Genomic DNA, 15036 nt, shown 5'->3' on the forward strand with positions numbered 1-15036 from the left:
GAACCAGATGATCAGGCCGGTACCGCCCCAGGCCGCGACATAACGAAGTATCTCCCAGATCCAGTCCACCAGTGCGGCCTCCTTGCGGGCGCGTTATCGGTCATTGCCACCAGCGTTCAAGCACGCCGACAGCCTCACCTGAGCCGTCATGGTCTGCTCTTTTGTAACGTACATACTGACTCTAGTCAATGATCTCAGTCAGTCAGAGAAGATCTCGCGGTTCACCGAGTGCAGGTAGGGAATCGCCAGGAACGGCGTGATGTAGAAGATGTCATACAGCCACCAACCGACGACGGGGAATATCGTGCCCGCGTAGCGCACGTCGGCGTACATCGTCATGTTGAACACATACAGGCACCAGATGAGCACCCCCATCCAGCAGGTGACGATCATCCACTGATGGCCCCACCTTTTCATCTGCAGGAAGCCGATCCCGGCGGCGATCCGCATCGTGAAGACGGTGAGGATCATCCCGACCTCCATCGCCTTCTCCCCCGGGCCGGCAGCCCCGCCCAGCCACAGCTCGTTGTAGTGCCAGAAGTAGCCGGCGTCGAACATGGCGCCCCAGCCGTTCAACAGGATTCGCGCCAGAATGGTGTGGTTGGCCACGAGATCGAGCGCCCAGCCCACGGTGTTGATCGCCGCGTCGATGATGACCAGGTAGCCGATGAGCGTGACGATCATCGGGCGCACCGACAGCCCTTCGCGCTGAGCTTTGCGCAGCAGCCAAACGCCTCGGAGGAAGAGCGGAAGACCGAAGACGCCGAGCGCCGCGGTTCCGATGAGCAGGCTTCCACAGATGAGCCACTTGTCGGCCTGGCGCTGCGCCAGCCGCGAGCGCTCCATGTGCTCGTCCAGACCGCTGCCGATGGCGGGAATTGTCCGCAGAGTCAAGGCGTCCTCCTGGGAATCAACTCCCCGAGCATTGCAGGAAGACTGACCCCAGTCAATCAACTAGCGCGCCTCGATACCGCGCAGCGTCCTCGCGACGTAGTCCTCGAGCATCGTTCCCTGCGTCGGCCAGTTGTGAGTGGTCGTCAACAACGCATAGAGGCCGAGCAGGAAAAACACTGCGCTGTTCATCGGATTGACGTCCGCGGCGACCTCGCCACGCTGCTGCGCACGCTCGATCTCGTCGGCGACCCGGACGATGACGGGATGCTCGGTGCTTTCGTCGACAGGCCGGGTCTGCGAGAAGTGCAATGCGAGGAAGTCCTTGAACAACAGCGACCCGAGACGGCGCTCGAGGCCCAGCACAAGTCGGACGGCCTCGGTGAGAATCGATTCGAGATCGCGGGTCGCATCGATGTAGCGAGCCAGTTGTTTGGCGATGCGCTCCTCCTCGCGGTGCTCCAACTCGAGCAACACGTGTTCCTTGGTCGGGAAGTGAAAGAAGAAGGTGCCGTGGGCAACCCCCGCTGCTGCCACGATGGCGCCGACGTCGGCCGCCGCGATGCCCGATCGCTTGAACTCCGCGATCGCCGCCCCCATCAGCCGCTCGCGCGTCTGCAAGCGCTTGGCTTCGCGTGCTGAGGGTTTGTCCACCACCGCCATGACCTGACGATAGCAACACTGGTCAGGTATTGACATGTGTGATTGACTGCAGTCAATTTCAGGAGGGGTCCGGATGGCGTTGGAACAGTTCAACCTCGACGGCCAGGTGGCGATCGTCACCGGCGCGGGCAAGGGCGTCGGTCAGGGTATTGCACGAGTCCTCGCCGAGGCGGGCGCCACAGTAGTCGGCACGGCGCGGACCGAATCCGACATCGTCGGAACGATCAAGGGCATCGAAGACACGGGTGGCAGCGGCTTGGCGCTTGTTGCCGACGCGATGAGCCGGTCCGACGGTGAGCGTGTCGTCGATACCACGATCGAGCGCTTCGGCCGAGTCGACATCCTGGTGAACAACGTCGGTGGATCGACCTACGCCCGGTTCCTCGACATCACCGACGAGGACTTCCGGCTCACCTTCGACTGGTGCGTCACGTCGGCATTCATCATGAGCCAACTCGTCGCGCCCCACATGTTCGAGGCGGGCCACGGCTCCATCGTCAACATCTCCTCCGGCTCCGCACGTTTCGGCATCCGCGCGTTGACGGCCTACTGCACGGCCAAGGGCGCACTGGAGGCGCTGACGCGAGCCATGGCACAGGAACTCGCGCCGAAGGTTCGGGTCAATGCGATCGCACTGGGCTCTTTCGCCACCGACGGTTTGCAAGGCAGTCTGGACATGATGCCGGGCTCACTGGAGAAGATGTTGGAAGCCACACCGCTGCACCGCCTCGGCAGCGTCGAGGATCTCGGGCGGCTGTGCGTCTACCTGGCCACCCGCGACTGCTACGCGACCAACGCGATCTTTCACGTCGACGGCGGCATCGACTCGAACAACTCACCACTGCCGATCCCCGACTACTGATCGAGAACGGACCCCAAATGCGCAGAGTCGTCCAGTTTTCCACCGGCAACGTCGGCCAGCACTCGCTTCGCGCGCTCATCGGACGGCCGGATCTGGAACTCGTCGGTGTGCATGCCGCCAATCCGGACAAGATCGGCAGGGACGCAGCCGAACTGTGCGGGTTGAGCGAGCCCACCGGTGTCGTCGCCACTGATGACATCGACGCGCTCATCACGTTGAGGCCGGACTGCGTTGTCTACACCGCGCTGGGTGAGACGCGGCCCATGGAGGCGATCGAGCAGATGTCGCAGTTCCTCGCCGCGGGCGTCAATGTCGTCGGCACGTCGATGGTGTGGTTGGTGACGCCGAAGCAGACCGACGACTGGTTGCGCGTACCTCTGGAAGAGGCGTGTGCCGCAGGCAACTCGTCGCTCTACGTCAACGGCATCGACCCCGGCTACTCGGGAGACACCGCGGTGTTCGCCGCGCTGAGCCTGTCCAGCCGCGTCGAGTCGATCACCGTGCAGGAGGTCTTCGACTACGGCAACTACGATGACTACGAATACACCGGGACGGCAATGGGTTTCGGTACCACTCCCGACGACGAGCTGCCGATGGCGTTTCAGCCCGGTGTCATCACGGCGATGTTCGGTGGACTGGTGCGCAACCTCGCTCACCATCTCGGCGCCGAACTCGATGAGGTTCGCCAGCGCTACGAGCCGTGGTACACCGACCGGCGCATCGAATGCAAGATGATGACCGTCGAACCCGGCCAGTTGGCCGGCGTGCGATTCGCTGCCGAAGGCGTGCGCGGCAGCGACGTCATCATCACCGTGGAGCACACCACCCGGCTCACCCCCGCGGCGGCGCCGGAGTTGGAGTATCCGCCCGACGGCCACTCCGGTGTGCACAAGGTGATCGTCGAGGGCGAGCCGCGCATCGAGATGAGCACGCTGCTGTCGCATCCGGTGCTCGACGTCACCGAAGCGGGGTGCCTGTCCACCGCCGCGCGTGTCGTCAACGCGATCGACTGGGTGTGCCGCGCCCCGTCGGGGTTGATCTCTGCCGAGGAGATCCCCGCGAACGAGCTCATCCGCGGGTTGATGTGGTGAGCTGCTTCTCCTCGTAGAGCCGCGCCCACTCCTTGCGTGGGCGGATGGACACGTCGACGTCGGTTGCCTTGGCGCGCAACGCCCCAACCGTCGCATCCGTTCGCGAAGTACGAGCGAACGGATCCCAGCCGAAGAAGTTGCACGCGTTCTGCCAGGTGATCTTGTTGATGTCGGTGTCGTCCGCACCCGCCGCGGTGAGCTCGGCCATCACCTGCTCGGGCGCGTCGGGCCAGAAGCAGTCCGAGTGCGGGTAGTCGCACTCCCACGCGATGATGTCGATGCCTATCTCGTGCCGCAGCTTCAGCGAGGTCTTGTCGGTGACGTAGCAGGCCAGTGAGTGCTCGCGGAACACATCGCTGGGTAGCTTGTCGCCGAAGTCACGCCGCAGCCACTTCTGGTTCGTGTAGTGGCGGTCGCTGCGGTCGAGGTAGAACGGGATCCACCCGATACCGCCTTCGGAGAACGCGAATTTCAGGTCGGGGTAGTTGCGCATCGCCGGACCCCACAACAGGTCCTGGGCGCACATCGCCGACACCTGGGTGGCCAGGATGATCAGGTTGTCGATGGGAGCGTTGGGCGCCATGCTGATCGCGCCGAAGCCGGTGCCGATGTGCAGGCACATCACCACGTTCTCCTCCGACAGCGTCCGGAACACCGGACCCCAGTACTCGTCGTCGTGATAACTCGGAAGCCCTTCCAGGTGAGGCAGTTCCGGCATGGTGACCGCGCGACAGCCCTTCGCGGCGACGCGACGGATCTCGTCGCACATCGCCTGCGGGTTCCAGGTCGGCATGATCGCGATCGGGATGAAGCGGTCCGGATATGAGCCCGCCCACTCGTCGATGTGCCAGTCGTTGTAGGCCGACACCATCACCAATGTGGTTTCCTCGCGGTGCATGTTGAGGTGCCGCGCGGAGAAGCCGGTGAACGTCGGGAAGCACATCGAGGCCAGGATGCCGTTGCGGTTCATATCGCGCACCCGTTCGTGGACGTCGTACACGCCGGGACGCATCTCGGCGAACCCGGCGGGGTCACGACCCCACTCTTCGGCCGGCCAGGAGACCACCGCGTTCAACCCGCTGACGCCCTGCGGCCGACCTTGATACATCCACTGGTCGACGCCCTTGTCGTCGGTGACCACGATCGGCGCCTCGTCCTTGTATCTGGCCGGGACATGCCGAAGGAACATGTCGGGCGGTTCCACAACGTGGTCGTCGATGCTCACCAGGATCAGGTCGTCGATGTCCATACCCCAGTAGTACCGTCTAGCGGTGTGACCGTCTCCGCGCTATCGGACAGAGATTTGGCCCAAACGGCCAAGCTCGACGCGGCACACCCTCGGCGCGTCATCGACCTGCGGCGAGGTGGTCGCGCTTTGGGCGGCAGCTACCTCTACGAGGGCGATGCCCTGATCACCGGCTGGCACTCACACGACGTCCACCAGATCGAGTACGCGATCGGCGGTGTGGTCGAGGTCGAGACGGATTCGGCACACTACCTGCTGCCGCCGCAGCAGGCGGCGTGGATTCCGGTCGGCCTCGAACATCAGGCCACGATGAACCCCGACGTCCGGACCGTCGCGGTCATGTTCGATCCCGAGTTGATTTCGCAAGCGGGCGACCGGGCGCGCATCCTCGGCGTCTCACCGTTGATCCGGGAGATGATGATCTACGCGCTGCGCTGGCCGATCGACCGCCCCGACGGTGATGAGGTGTCCGACGCGTTCTTCCGCACCCTGGCCAACCTGGTCTCCGAGGCCCTCGACCACGAGGCGCCGCTGAGTCTGCCGAGTTCCGAGCACCCGATCGTCGCCGCCGCGATGGCGTACACAAAGGAACATCTCGACGACGTGAGCGCCCAGGAGGTGAGCCGGGCGGTCTCGGTGTCGGAGCGCACATTGCGGCGACTGTTTCAGGATTCGATCGGATTGTCCTGGCGCACATATCTTTTACACGCACGCATGCTCAAGGCCATGGCGCTGCTGGCCGCGCCGGGGCAATCGGTACAGGAAGCCTCGTCGGCGGTGGGCTTTGACAGCCTAAGCTCGTTCACCCGGGCCTTCACCCAGTTCTGCGGAGAGACGCCGACGAGCTACCGGAAGCGGGTCGGTGGCACACCGCTCTAATCGGGCCGACGTGTCACGGGTCGTGACGCATCTGCCCGTCACGCAGTAGCGCATTCACCGCGTCCTGCCATCGCTGCAGTTGCACGGGGTTGTCGAACGGCTCCGGGAGGTGACGTTCGATATGGCCGCGCAGGATCCACGTGCCGAGGGCCAGCACCAGCGGGTTCAGCGTGCCCCATGTCGGGTCGAGGTCCGGTCGCGTCAACCCGAGATCCCGACGCGCTTGCCAGCGTTCGGCGCCGATGGCCGCCAGCGAGTCGAACAGCTGCCCGCCGAGCGGACTGCCGTCGGTGAGCGCTCGTCCGACGTAGGCCATCACATCCGGTTCGTCGGTCACCAGTGACGTCACCCTGTTTCCGATGTCGGTGATCGTGTCGACCGGTGGCTCTGGGATGGGCTTCGCGATCACCGTCTCGATGACCGCGACCACATGGTCATCGACGGCCTTGATCAGGTTCGCCTTCGTCGCGAAGTGGTGTTGCACCAGGCCGAGCGAGACGCCCGCCTCGGCGGCCACCAGGCGCAGCGACGTGGCCGCCGCGCCCCGGGCCGCGAAGCACTTGAGCGCCGCCTCCCGGATCCGCTCGATGCTCGAACGTCGATCGTCGCCGGGCGCATGTTGACGCGCTCGAGTGGATGCCATCAATGCCTGCAGGTCGGGTTGTTCACCTCCTCAAGGTATCCAATACGTCTGTATCGTAGGCAACCGATACGCGTGTATTGTCGGCTACCGCCGACGACGAACCCTTGTCTTGACCGGGAGGAGAGACGCGAATGGCAGTCAACGAGCGACCGACCCCGCAGACGACGCGTCCTGGCTCCATCGATCTTGTATCGCGGGCCGTTTCGACGCCGCAGGAGACGCCGTTCGGCGCGTGCATCCAGGATCCGGACCGGTGGGCCGTCGTCGCCGATGAAGGCGCCAAGGAACTGTGCCGGGCATGCCCGCGCCGCTGGCTCTGCGCGCAGGAGGCGTGCCAGACACCGGGGGCGGTCGGAGTGTGGGCCGGGATCTTCATCCCGGACGAGGGCCGCGCGCGCCAGTTCGCGCTGCGGCAACTTCGTTCGCTGGCCGAACGCAACGGGTTCACCGTCCGAAAAGTAGGCTGAGCCGGAACTTCGGGTCGGCGGGTTTCACTACCGTCAACAACGGGCAACCTCTGCGCACCATATTCCGTGAGCCCGTAGGAGACCTGATGCGCGAGCGCGCCATCGCACCCGCCGACGACCCGACCGCCGAAGCGATCGCCACCACGGGCCTCTTCCTGATCATCACGGCAGTGATCGCCGTCGCGGTGTCCCTGGCCAGTTGGGGCGCGGCCGACGCCGCGATGGCCGCAGCGGCCGGGGCCATCGCCACTCTGAGCTTCGCCGCCAGCCTGGTTTGTTTCGCAATCCAGAGCAGAGACGGCTGAGCCGGCCCTCGTCCGCGACGATGGCGGTGAGTCTGCCGGTCAAAGTGCTTGCGCCGCTATTGAAGCCGGGCTCGGGCGCATCCCCGCCGACGGGCAGAAGTACTTCGCCGCCAAGGCGTGACCGCGATTTCTGCACGAGGGCTGTGGATATCGGCAGATCACGACCCTGGTGTAGAAATCGGCGGGGGATTGAGTGCGCGAGGGGGGACTCGAACCCCCACGCCCTGAGGCAATGGAACCTAAATCCATCTCGTCTGCCAGTTCCGACACTCGCGCTTAAGCGCCCCAAGGGTATCGCGGTACCGTTGGAAGGTGTCCACTACACGGCGTAGGAGGCCGGCGCTCATCGTCCTGGTGATCGTCGGCGCCGCCGGATGCCTGGCGTTGGCCTGGTGGCAGTGGACCCGCTTCGAGTCGGCATCGGGCAGCTTCCAGAACCTCGGCTACGCCCTGCAGTGGCCGTTGTTCGCCGGTTTCGTCGTGTATGCGTACTACAAGTTCGTGCGCTACGAGGAGGCGCCGCCCGAACCGACGAAGCGCGACGCGATCACCGAGATCCCCGAGGATCTGCTCCCGCAAAAGCCCTCAACAACAACCCAATTCGACGAAGACGCCGACGACCCCGCACTACGCGAGTACAACGCCTACCTGGCCGAGCTCGCGAGAAAAGACAAGGAACACCCGGCCACATGACCGAACCACCGATCACCTCTGCCGACAACATCCGCAAGGCGCTGCTGGGCTACCGAGTGCTGGCCTGGACGACGGGCATCTGGCTCATCGCGCTCTGCTACGAGATGGTGATGAAGTACGTCTACCACGTCGAGGGCCTGAACTGGATCGCGGTCGTCCACGGCTGGGTGTACTTCGTCTACCTGCTGTTCACCGCCAACCTCGCGGTCAAAGTGCGGTGGCCGATCGGCAAGACCATCGGCGTGCTGCTGGCCGGCACCATCCCGCTGGTCGGCATCATCGTCGAGCAGGTGCAGACCAAGGAGATCAAGGACCGTTACGGTCTGTAGCCAGCGCCAGCTCGTGTGCGGGCTCGTCGGCCTCGTCCGCCTTGGGGATGGCCAACGCGGTAATCGCGGCGACGACGGCCGCGGCCGCTGCGATCAGCAGCGCTATTCGCAGGCCGGCCAGTGACGGCACCTGCTGCCCGGCCACCGTAGTGGTCATCACCGCCAACACCGCACCGATCACCGCGCTGGAGATCGACGTGCCGAGCGAACGCGCCAGCGCATTGATGCCGTTGGCGGCCGCGGTCTCCGATACCGGGACCGCGGCGTTGATCAGCGCGGGCAGCGAGGAGAACGCAAAACCGACGCCGACGCTCACCAGCACGTTGAACACGCACAGCTGCCAGGCGCTGTTCATCAGCAACAGGCCCGAAAGGTAGCCGGCGGCAACGACCGCCGAGCCGACGAACAATGTGAACCGCGGCCCGTGCACTCCGGCGATCCGCGCCGCCACCGGCGACGACAGCATCATCGCCAGCCCACCGGGCGCCATCCACAACCCGGTTTCCAGCATCGACTGCCCGAGCCCGTAACCCGTCCCGGCGGGGAGTTCGAGGATCTGCGGCGCGATCAGCGACATCGCAAACAACGAGAACCCCACCGCGATCGACGCCAGATTCGTCGTCAACACCGGCCGCTTCAGCGTGGTGCGCAAATCCACGATCGGCGCGGCAGTCCGGAACTGCCACCACCCGAACAACCCGAAGATCACCACCGACGCCGCGAACATCCCCACGGTGATGCCACTCGTCCAGCCCCAACTCCCGCCCTTGGAAATCCCGAGCAGCAGCGTCACCAGCCCGCCCGCCAGACCGACCGCCCCCAGCGCGTCGAAGCGGTCGGCCGAGGCCGCGGGAATGCGCGGCACCAGGGCGGCGAACGACAGGCCGGAAACCGCGCCGAGCGCGGCGGCGAACCAGAACAACGCATGCCAGTCGAACCGATCGGCGATGATCGCCGACAACGGAAGCCCAAGCGCGCCACCGACACCCAGCGATGCGCTCATCAAGCCCATCGCCGTGCCGACCCGATGTGCCGGCACCGACGCCCGCAGCACACTGATCCCCAGTGGGATGATCGGCATGCCGAAGCCCTGCAGTCCGCGCCCGATGATGACCGGGATCAGGGCTGTCGTCGTCGCGGCGATCAACGATCCCGCGGTGAGCACGACGGCGCAGATGATCAGCATCGGTTTGGGGCCGTACATGTCGCCGAGCCTGCCGAACATCGGCGTCGCGACGGCCGCCGTGAGCAGCGTCGCGGTGATCACCCACGACGCGTTGGACGCGCTCGTGTTCAACAGCGTGGGAAGTTCGGGGATGAGCGGGATGACAAGTGTCTGCATCAGCGACACACTGATGCCCGCTGCCGCCAGCACCACCACGATGATCGCCGGGTGTCGCGTCCTACCGACTGCGGGTTGGGCGGAGGAGCGACGCACCCCGGGGATGCTACAGATTAGTTTGGCTATACAAAATTGGCGTCACATTCGAGCGGCCAACTCGCGCAACGCGGGCACCAGCAAGGCCAGTGCGCGGCCACGGTGCGACGCCGCATCCTTCTCCGCCGGACTGAGTTCGGCGGCGGTGCGCGCCGACCCCTCCGGTAGGAACACCGGGTCGTAGCCGAATCCGCCCTCCCCCCGGGGCTCGCGGACGATGCTGCCCGGCCACTCGCCCCGCACCACAGTCTCACCGGCAGCGGACACCAGCGCACACGCCGAGACGAACGCCGCGCCGCGCCGCTCGTCGGGTACATCTGCCAGTTGCGCCAAGAGCAGAGAGGTGTTGGCCGCATCTTGACCGTGCCGGCCCGACCATCGCGCCGACAGCACCCCCGGCATCCCGTTGAGCGCGTCGACCTGCAGCCCGGAGTCGTCGGCAACCGTCGCGAGACCGGTCGCGCGATACGCGTCCCGGGCCTTGGCCACCGCGTTGTCCTCGAACGTCGCACCGGTCTCCGGCGCCTCGTCGAACGCGGGCACGTCATCGAGCGACAGCAACGTCAGACCCGAAACCCCGGCCGCCTCGAGCACCCGGCGCAATTCGGCCAGCTTCTTGGGGTTGCGGCTGGCCACCAACAACTCGGTCAGCTTCCGAACGCCTTCTTCGTCGGTTCTTTCGGCTCCGGCAGCGTTCCGGGATACGGCAGCTCCAACGCCTCACGTTGAATCTCGAAGATCTTCTCGCACGCGACCATCGCGGCGTCGAGCATCTTGTCCAGCGTGGAGCGCGGGAACGTCGCACCTTCCCCGGTGCCCTGGATCTCGACCAGCGTCCCGGTGTCGGTGGCGACGACGTTCATGTCGACCTCAGCGCGCGAGTCTTCGGTGTAGGGCAGGTCGACGCGGATGCGGCCGTCGACGACGCCGACGCTGACCGCGGCGATCGCGCACGACAGCGGCCGCGGGTCGGAGAGCTTGCCTGCTGCCGACAAATAGGTGACCGCGTCGGCCAGCGCCACGTAGGCGCCGGTGATCGCTGCGGTTCGGGTGCCGCCGTCGGCCTGCAGCACGTCGCAGTCGATCGCGATGGTGTTCTCCCCCAGCGCACCGAGGTCGATGCACGCCCGCAACGAGCGGCCGACCAACCGGCTGATCTCCTGGGTGCGGCCGCCGATCCGGCCCTTGACCGACTCGCGGTCAGAGCGGTCGTGCGTGGCTGCGGGCAGCATCGCGTATTCCGCTGTCAGCCAGCCCTGCCCGGAGCCCTTACGCCAGCGTGGCACTCCCTCGGTGACGCTCGCGGTGCACATGACGCGCGTCTGGCCGAATTCGACCAGCACCGAACCGGCGGGATGCGTGGTGAACCCACGGGTGATACGAACCGGCCTCAGCTCGTCGTCAAGCCGGCCGTCTTCTCTTCGGGACACCAGCCAACCCTATCGGCTCGGTGTGACCCCACCGCCCGCGTACCGCTACGCCGCGCGCACGACGTCGAAGGTCTCGTTGCACACCACCGCGTGCACCGGACCGTCGAACTCGCCCTTGGCCTCGCTGATGACGTCCTCCCGCGAGGTCCACGGCGGAATGTGGGTCAGCAGAAGTTCGCCGACGCCCGCTGCGGCCGCGGCCCTGCCCGCCTCGGTGCCCGACAGGTGCAGTCGGGGCGGCCGGTCCGGCGAGTGCGTCCACGACGCCTCACACAGGAACACGTCGGCGCCCCGGGCGAGGTCGATCAACGCGTCGCAGTAGCCGGTGTCGCCGCTGTAGACCAGCGTGGCGCCGTCCGGATCGGTGATACGCATGCCGTAGGACTCCGTCGGGTGGCAAACAAGCTTCGGCGTCACGTTCAGCGAGCCGATCGTGACCGCCTCGTCGTCGACCCAGTGGCGGATCTCGAACACGTCGGAGAAGTCGTCGACCTCGCCGCCTTCGGGCGACGACGCCGCGCCGAGCCGGGCCCATGTATTGGCCGGGCCGTACATGATGCCGCGCTGCTGTGCCGGCGACGGGTGGTAGCGCCGCCACACGAACAGCCCGGGTAGATCGAGGCAGTGGTCGGCGTGCAGGTGCGACAACAGCACATGAACGTCGTTCGGGTCGGCGTGGCGCTGCAGCGCGCCGAGCACACCACCGCCGAAATCAAGGACCAATGGCGGCGTATCGGGAGCCGACACGAGGTATCCCGACGCTGGCGAATCAGGCCCGACGACACTGCCGGAGCAACCGAGAACGGTGATTCGCACGCTCACTAGCTTGCCATGCCCGGTATCCCCGCGACGAAAACATGGCCGGTTCGAGCGACGAAAATCATCTTTGGGAACCGACGTGACGTTGAACAGGTCGAACACCGTCGAGCGTCGGCCCCAGGAACCGCGCGGCCAGTGTGGTGAACGCCTCGGGATCACCGGTCGCCTCGAACATCCGCTGCGCGGGTGAACTTCCGTGGGGCCGCAGCAAATCCAGTTCGGTGAGCACCCTGAGCAAGTCCTTGGCGGTCTCCTCGGCGCTGGACACCAAGGTGACGTTCTCGCCCATCGCCAGCTGGATCAGCCCCGACAGCATCGGATAGTGGGTGCAGCCGAGTACGAGCGTGTCGACCTCGGCGCGCTGCAGCGGTTCCAGGTAGCCCTCGGCCAGTCCCAGCACCTGCCGTCCGCTGGTCACACCGCGCTCGACGAAGTCGACGAACCGGGGGCAGGCGACTCCGATCACCTCGGTGTCGCGCGCCGCGGCGAACGCGTCCTGATAGGTGCCGGACGCGATCGTCGCCGCGGTGCCGATGACGCCGATCCGCCCGTTGCGGGTGGTCGCGACGGCGCGGCGCACCGCGGGCAGGATGACCTCGACCACGGGCACCGGCGCGTAGCGTTCGCGGGCGTCGCGCAGGCACGCCGACGACGCCGTGTTGCATGCGATGACGAGCGCCTTGACTCCGCGCGAAACCAGGTCGTCGCCAATCGCCAGGGCGTGTGCGCGGATCTGCGGGATGGACAGCGGTCCGTACGGCCCGTTTTCGGTATCGCCCACGTAGACGATGTTCTCGTCGGGCAACTGGTCGATGATCGCGCGGGCCACAGTGAGCCCGCCGACGCCGGAATCGAAGATGCCGACGGGCGCCTCCGAGGACACTGCCGAGTTCACGTCGTCAGGTACGGGTTCGACGCCGCGCTCCTGCGTCGTTCGCGTGCCTTGCGTTCCGGTCCGGACAACAGATACGCCGCCACGACGCCCGCCACCGCCCCGCTCAGGTGACCCTGCCACGACACCCCCGGCGTACCGGGCAGCACACCGAGCAGGACGCTGCCGTAGACCAGCAGCACGATCACGCCGACAACGATCTCCCACGCCTTACGCGTGAAGAATCCGAACACGATCAGAAACGCCAGCCAACCGAAGATCAGGCCCGAAGCGCCGATGTGGTTGGCCTCGCACCGCACTCCGACGTAGGGACAGTGCGCGCCGACGTTGCCGATCAACCAGGTGCCGAGGCCTCCGAGGATCCACACGATGGCCGTGGCGAAGATGAACCGTGACATGCCCGCCAGCGTCATCAGGAAACCGAGCACCAGCGCCGGAACGGTGTTGGCGATCAGGTGATCCCAGTTCGAGTGCAGCAGCGGCGCGAACAGGATTCCCAGCAACCCGTCGCTCTCCAGCGGCCGAATCCCGTTGTCGTCCAGGCGGTGGTCGGACAGCGAGTCGAACAACTCGATGACCCACAGCAGCACGACGAAGCTGAGCACGGTCAGGCCACCGACCATCCACGCGGGCCGCTTCTTCGGCTGCGATGGCGTGGCCGGGTATCCCGGACCGCTCAAGCCCATAGCTGACCTTCCAACGCGTCTTCGGCGTCATCCAGGCTACCGGCGTAAGCACCGGTCGACAGATACTTCCACCCCGCGTCGGCGACGACGAACGCGATGTCGGCCTGCTCTTTCGCCTTGACCGCCTTGGCCGCCATGCCCAGCGCGGCATGCAGTACCGCACCGGTGGAGATGCCTGCGAAGATCCCTTCCACCTGGACCAGATCGCGGGTGCGCCGAATCGCGTCGTATGAGCCGACCGAGTACCGCGTCGTCAGCACGTCCGGGTCGTACAACTCGGGGATGAACCCCTCGTCGATGTTGCGCAACGCGTAGACGCCCTCGCCGTACCGCGGTTCGGCGGCGACGATCTTCACATCCGGCTTGTGCTCGCGCAGATACCGACCGGTGCCCATCAAGGTGCCGGTGGTGCCGAGGCCCGCGACGAAGTGGGTGATCTCGGGCAGGTCGGCGAGCAACTCCGGTCCGGTGCCCTCGTAGTGCGACAGCGAGTTGGCCTCGTTGCCGTACTGGTAGAGCATCACCCACGAAGGGTTCTGCTGCGCAAGCTCTTTCGCCTGCGCGACCGCGGTGTTCGAGCCACCTTCGGCAGGCGAATAGATGATCCGCGCGCCGTACAGTTCGAGTAGCTGGCGGCGTTCGATCGACGTGTTCTCCGGCATCACGCAGATCATCTGATAGCCCTTGAGCAACGCGGCCATCGCGAGCGAGATGCCGGTGTTGCCGCTCGTCGGCTCCAGGATCGTCGCGCCGGGCTGCAGCAGGCCCTGGCGTTCGGCCTCCTCGATCATCCGCAACGCCGGGCGGTCCTTGATGGAGCCGGTGGGATTGCGGTCCTCGAGCTTGGCCCACAACCGCACGTGCGGCTCGTCGTCCCAGCGCGGCGAGACTCGGCGCAGGCCCACCAACGGCGTGTTGCCCAGCGCTTCGAGCAGCGAGTCGTAACGCGTCATCAGACGCCCACTGACCCTCCTGCCACCGCGGGCAAGATGGTGACCGAGTCGCCATCGGCGATCGTGGTGTCCAGCCCGCCGGAGAACCGCACGTCCTCGTCGTTGACGTAGATGTTGACGAACCGGTTCAGCTTGCCGTTGTCCATGAGTCGTTCCGAGATGCCGGAGTAGTTGGCCTCCAGATCGCCGATCACCGCGGCCAACGTGTCACCGTTCGCGGTGACGCGCTTCTCGCCGCCGGTGTGGGGACGCAGGATGGTCGGGATCGACACGTTCACAGTCATGATTGCTCCTCGTACTGCTCGACGATTTTGACGGGTTCCTCGGTGACGACGCCGTCGACGATGCGGTAGCTCCGCACCTCGTGTTCCTCGGGGTCGCGGGTCGACACCAGCACGTAGTGGGCATCCGGTTCGGACGCGTAGGCGATGTCGGTGCGGCTGGGATACGCCTCGGTGGCGGTGTGCGAGTGATAGATGATCACGGGGGCCTCGCCTGCGTCCTCTAAGGCCCGCCACACCTTCAGCTGTTCACCGGAGTCGAACCGGTAGAACGTCGGCGAACGCTCGGCATTGACCATCGCGATGAAGCGCTCCGGACGGTCCGAGCCCTCCGGCCCGGCGATCACGCCGCAGGCCTCGTCGGGATGGTCGGCCCGGGCGTGGGCGACCATGGCGTCGACCAAATCGGCCCGAATCACCAGCACAACTACCCCTTTCTGCCCGAAACTGTATTCCAGCAGCGAAATA

General features: G+C 65.9%; 20 protein-coding genes and 1 tRNA gene. 7 read left to right on the forward strand and 14 right to left on the reverse strand.

Annotated features, from left to right (window positions below; all coding sequences use genetic code 11):
• Positions 1 to 198 precede the first annotated feature (198 nt).
• Both AU185_RS22995 and AU185_RS23000 read right to left on the reverse strand, forming a co-directional pair.
• Positions 199 to 846, reverse strand: a complete 648-nt coding sequence (locus AU185_RS22995; RefSeq protein WP_156425644.1) for a hypothetical protein — start codon at positions 844 to 846, stop codon at positions 199 to 201.
• A gap of 108 nt (positions 847 to 954) precedes the next feature.
• A complete protein-coding gene (locus AU185_RS23000) occupies positions 955 to 1554 on the reverse strand; it encodes a TetR family transcriptional regulator (RefSeq protein WP_059102047.1) in 600 nt (199 codons plus the stop codon).
• Between the two features lie 73 nt (positions 1555 to 1627).
• Between AU185_RS23000 and AU185_RS23005 the strand changes: the two genes are divergently transcribed.
• Together AU185_RS23005 and AU185_RS23010 are read left to right on the forward strand one after the other, a co-directional pair.
• Positions 1628 to 2416 carry an SDR family NAD(P)-dependent oxidoreductase gene (locus AU185_RS23005; RefSeq protein WP_059102048.1) on the forward strand — a complete coding sequence of 263 codons (789 nt, stop codon included), beginning with the start codon at positions 1628 to 1630 and terminating at the stop codon, positions 2414 to 2416.
• A 17-nt stretch (positions 2417 to 2433) separates the two neighbouring features.
• A complete protein-coding gene (locus tag AU185_RS23010; RefSeq protein WP_059102049.1) occupies positions 2434 to 3507 on the forward strand; it encodes an NAD(P)H-dependent amine dehydrogenase family protein in 1074 nt (357 codons plus the stop codon).
• Here AU185_RS23010 and AU185_RS23015 read toward each other — a convergent pair.
• Positions 3485 to 4756 (reverse strand): amidohydrolase family protein, encoded by a 1272-nt coding sequence (locus AU185_RS23015; RefSeq protein WP_059102050.1) that lies wholly within the window; start codon positions 4754 to 4756, stop codon positions 3485 to 3487. The two genes, AU185_RS23010 and AU185_RS23015, sit on opposite strands and share 23 nt — an antisense overlap.
• 24 nt (positions 4757 to 4780) lie before the next feature.
• On the opposite strand from AU185_RS23015, the gene AU185_RS23020 reads away from it, so the two are divergent.
• Positions 4781 to 5632 carry an AraC family transcriptional regulator gene (locus AU185_RS23020; protein ID WP_059102051.1) on the forward strand — a complete coding sequence of 284 codons (852 nt, stop codon included), beginning with the start codon at positions 4781 to 4783 and terminating at the stop codon, positions 5630 to 5632.
• A gap of 13 nt (positions 5633 to 5645) precedes the next feature.
• Here the strand turns inward: AU185_RS23020 and AU185_RS23025 are convergent, their stop codons facing one another.
• A complete protein-coding gene (locus AU185_RS23025) occupies positions 5646 to 6275 on the reverse strand; it encodes a TetR/AcrR family transcriptional regulator (RefSeq protein WP_059102052.1) in 630 nt (209 codons plus the stop codon).
• A gap of 131 nt (positions 6276 to 6406) precedes the next feature.
• Between AU185_RS23025 and AU185_RS23030 the strand changes: the two genes are divergently transcribed.
• Together AU185_RS23030 and AU185_RS23035 are read left to right on the forward strand one after the other, a co-directional pair.
• Positions 6407 to 6742: a WhiB family transcriptional regulator gene (locus AU185_RS23030; RefSeq protein ID WP_082684043.1), complete on the forward strand. Its 336-nt coding sequence runs from the start codon at positions 6407 to 6409 to the stop codon at positions 6740 to 6742.
• Between the two features lie 86 nt (positions 6743 to 6828).
• Positions 6829 to 7047: a hypothetical protein gene (locus tag AU185_RS23035; RefSeq protein ID WP_059102053.1), complete on the forward strand. Its 219-nt coding sequence runs from the start codon at positions 6829 to 6831 to the stop codon at positions 7045 to 7047.
• Between the two features lie 194 nt (positions 7048 to 7241).
• On the opposite strand, the gene AU185_RS23040 is transcribed toward AU185_RS23035, so the two are convergent.
• A tRNA-Leu gene (locus AU185_RS23040) sits at positions 7242 to 7323 on the reverse strand.
• Positions 7324 to 7359: 36 nt separating this feature from the next.
• On the opposite strand from AU185_RS23040, the gene AU185_RS23045 reads away from it, so the two are divergent.
• A complete protein-coding gene (locus AU185_RS23045; protein ID WP_082684044.1) occupies positions 7360 to 7740 on the forward strand; it encodes a hypothetical protein in 381 nt (126 codons plus the stop codon).
• On the forward strand, positions 7737 to 8069 hold the full coding sequence (locus tag AU185_RS23050; RefSeq protein WP_059102055.1) for a DUF3817 domain-containing protein: 333 nt from the start codon (positions 7737 to 7739) through the stop codon (positions 8067 to 8069). Before AU185_RS23045 ends, AU185_RS23050 begins: the two co-directional genes overlap by 4 nt.
• On the opposite strand, the gene AU185_RS23055 is transcribed toward AU185_RS23050, so the two are convergent.
• From AU185_RS23055 to AU185_RS23095, 9 genes are read right to left on the reverse strand one after another with little or no spacing between them, the layout of a single operon-like run.
• Positions 8047 to 9507, reverse strand: coding sequence for an MFS transporter (locus AU185_RS23055; protein WP_286143333.1), 1461 nt, complete (start codon positions 9505 to 9507; stop codon positions 8047 to 8049). The genes AU185_RS23050 and AU185_RS23055 overlap by 23 nt on opposite strands.
• A 42-nt stretch (positions 9508 to 9549) precedes the next feature.
• Positions 9550 to 10158 carry an RdgB/HAM1 family non-canonical purine NTP pyrophosphatase gene (rdgB, locus tag AU185_RS23060; RefSeq protein WP_059102057.1) on the reverse strand — a complete coding sequence of 203 codons (609 nt, stop codon included), beginning with the start codon at positions 10156 to 10158 and terminating at the stop codon, positions 9550 to 9552.
• Positions 10155 to 10937 carry a ribonuclease PH gene (gene rph / locus AU185_RS23065; RefSeq protein WP_059102058.1) on the reverse strand — a complete coding sequence of 261 codons (783 nt, stop codon included), beginning with the start codon at positions 10935 to 10937 and terminating at the stop codon, positions 10155 to 10157. The genes rdgB and rph overlap by 4 nt, the downstream gene beginning before the upstream one ends.
• A gap of 45 nt (positions 10938 to 10982) precedes the next feature.
• The gene (locus AU185_RS23070; protein ID WP_059102059.1) at positions 10983 to 11759 is read right to left on the reverse strand and encodes a cyclic nucleotide-degrading phosphodiesterase; all 777 of its coding nucleotides are present in this window, start codon (positions 11757 to 11759) and stop codon (positions 10983 to 10985) included.
• Between the two features lie 58 nt (positions 11760 to 11817).
• Positions 11818 to 12639, reverse strand: coding sequence for a glutamate racemase (murI, locus tag AU185_RS23075; RefSeq protein WP_059102117.1), 822 nt, complete (start codon positions 12637 to 12639; stop codon positions 11818 to 11820).
• 8 nt (positions 12640 to 12647) lie between these two features.
• Entirely contained in the window at positions 12648 to 13334 is a 687-nt protein-coding gene (locus tag AU185_RS23080; protein ID WP_059102060.1) for a rhomboid family intramembrane serine protease, read from the reverse strand.
• A complete protein-coding gene (locus AU185_RS23085; protein ID WP_059102061.1) occupies positions 13325 to 14287 on the reverse strand; it encodes a cysteine synthase in 963 nt (320 codons plus the stop codon). Before AU185_RS23085 ends, AU185_RS23080 begins: the two co-directional genes overlap by 10 nt.
• Positions 14287 to 14571, reverse strand: coding sequence for a MoaD/ThiS family protein (locus AU185_RS23090; RefSeq protein WP_059102062.1), 285 nt, complete (start codon positions 14569 to 14571; stop codon positions 14287 to 14289). The genes AU185_RS23085 and AU185_RS23090 overlap by 1 nt, the downstream gene beginning before the upstream one ends.
• A complete protein-coding gene (locus tag AU185_RS23095; RefSeq protein ID WP_286143338.1) occupies positions 14568 to 15026 on the reverse strand; it encodes a M67 family metallopeptidase in 459 nt (152 codons plus the stop codon). Before AU185_RS23095 ends, AU185_RS23090 begins: the two co-directional genes overlap by 4 nt.
• Positions 15027 to 15036 lie beyond the last annotated feature (10 nt).

Source organism: Mycobacterium sp. GA-0227b (assembly GCF_001499855.1).
Taxonomy (GTDB): domain Bacteria; phylum Actinomycetota; class Actinomycetes; order Mycobacteriales; family Mycobacteriaceae; genus Mycobacterium.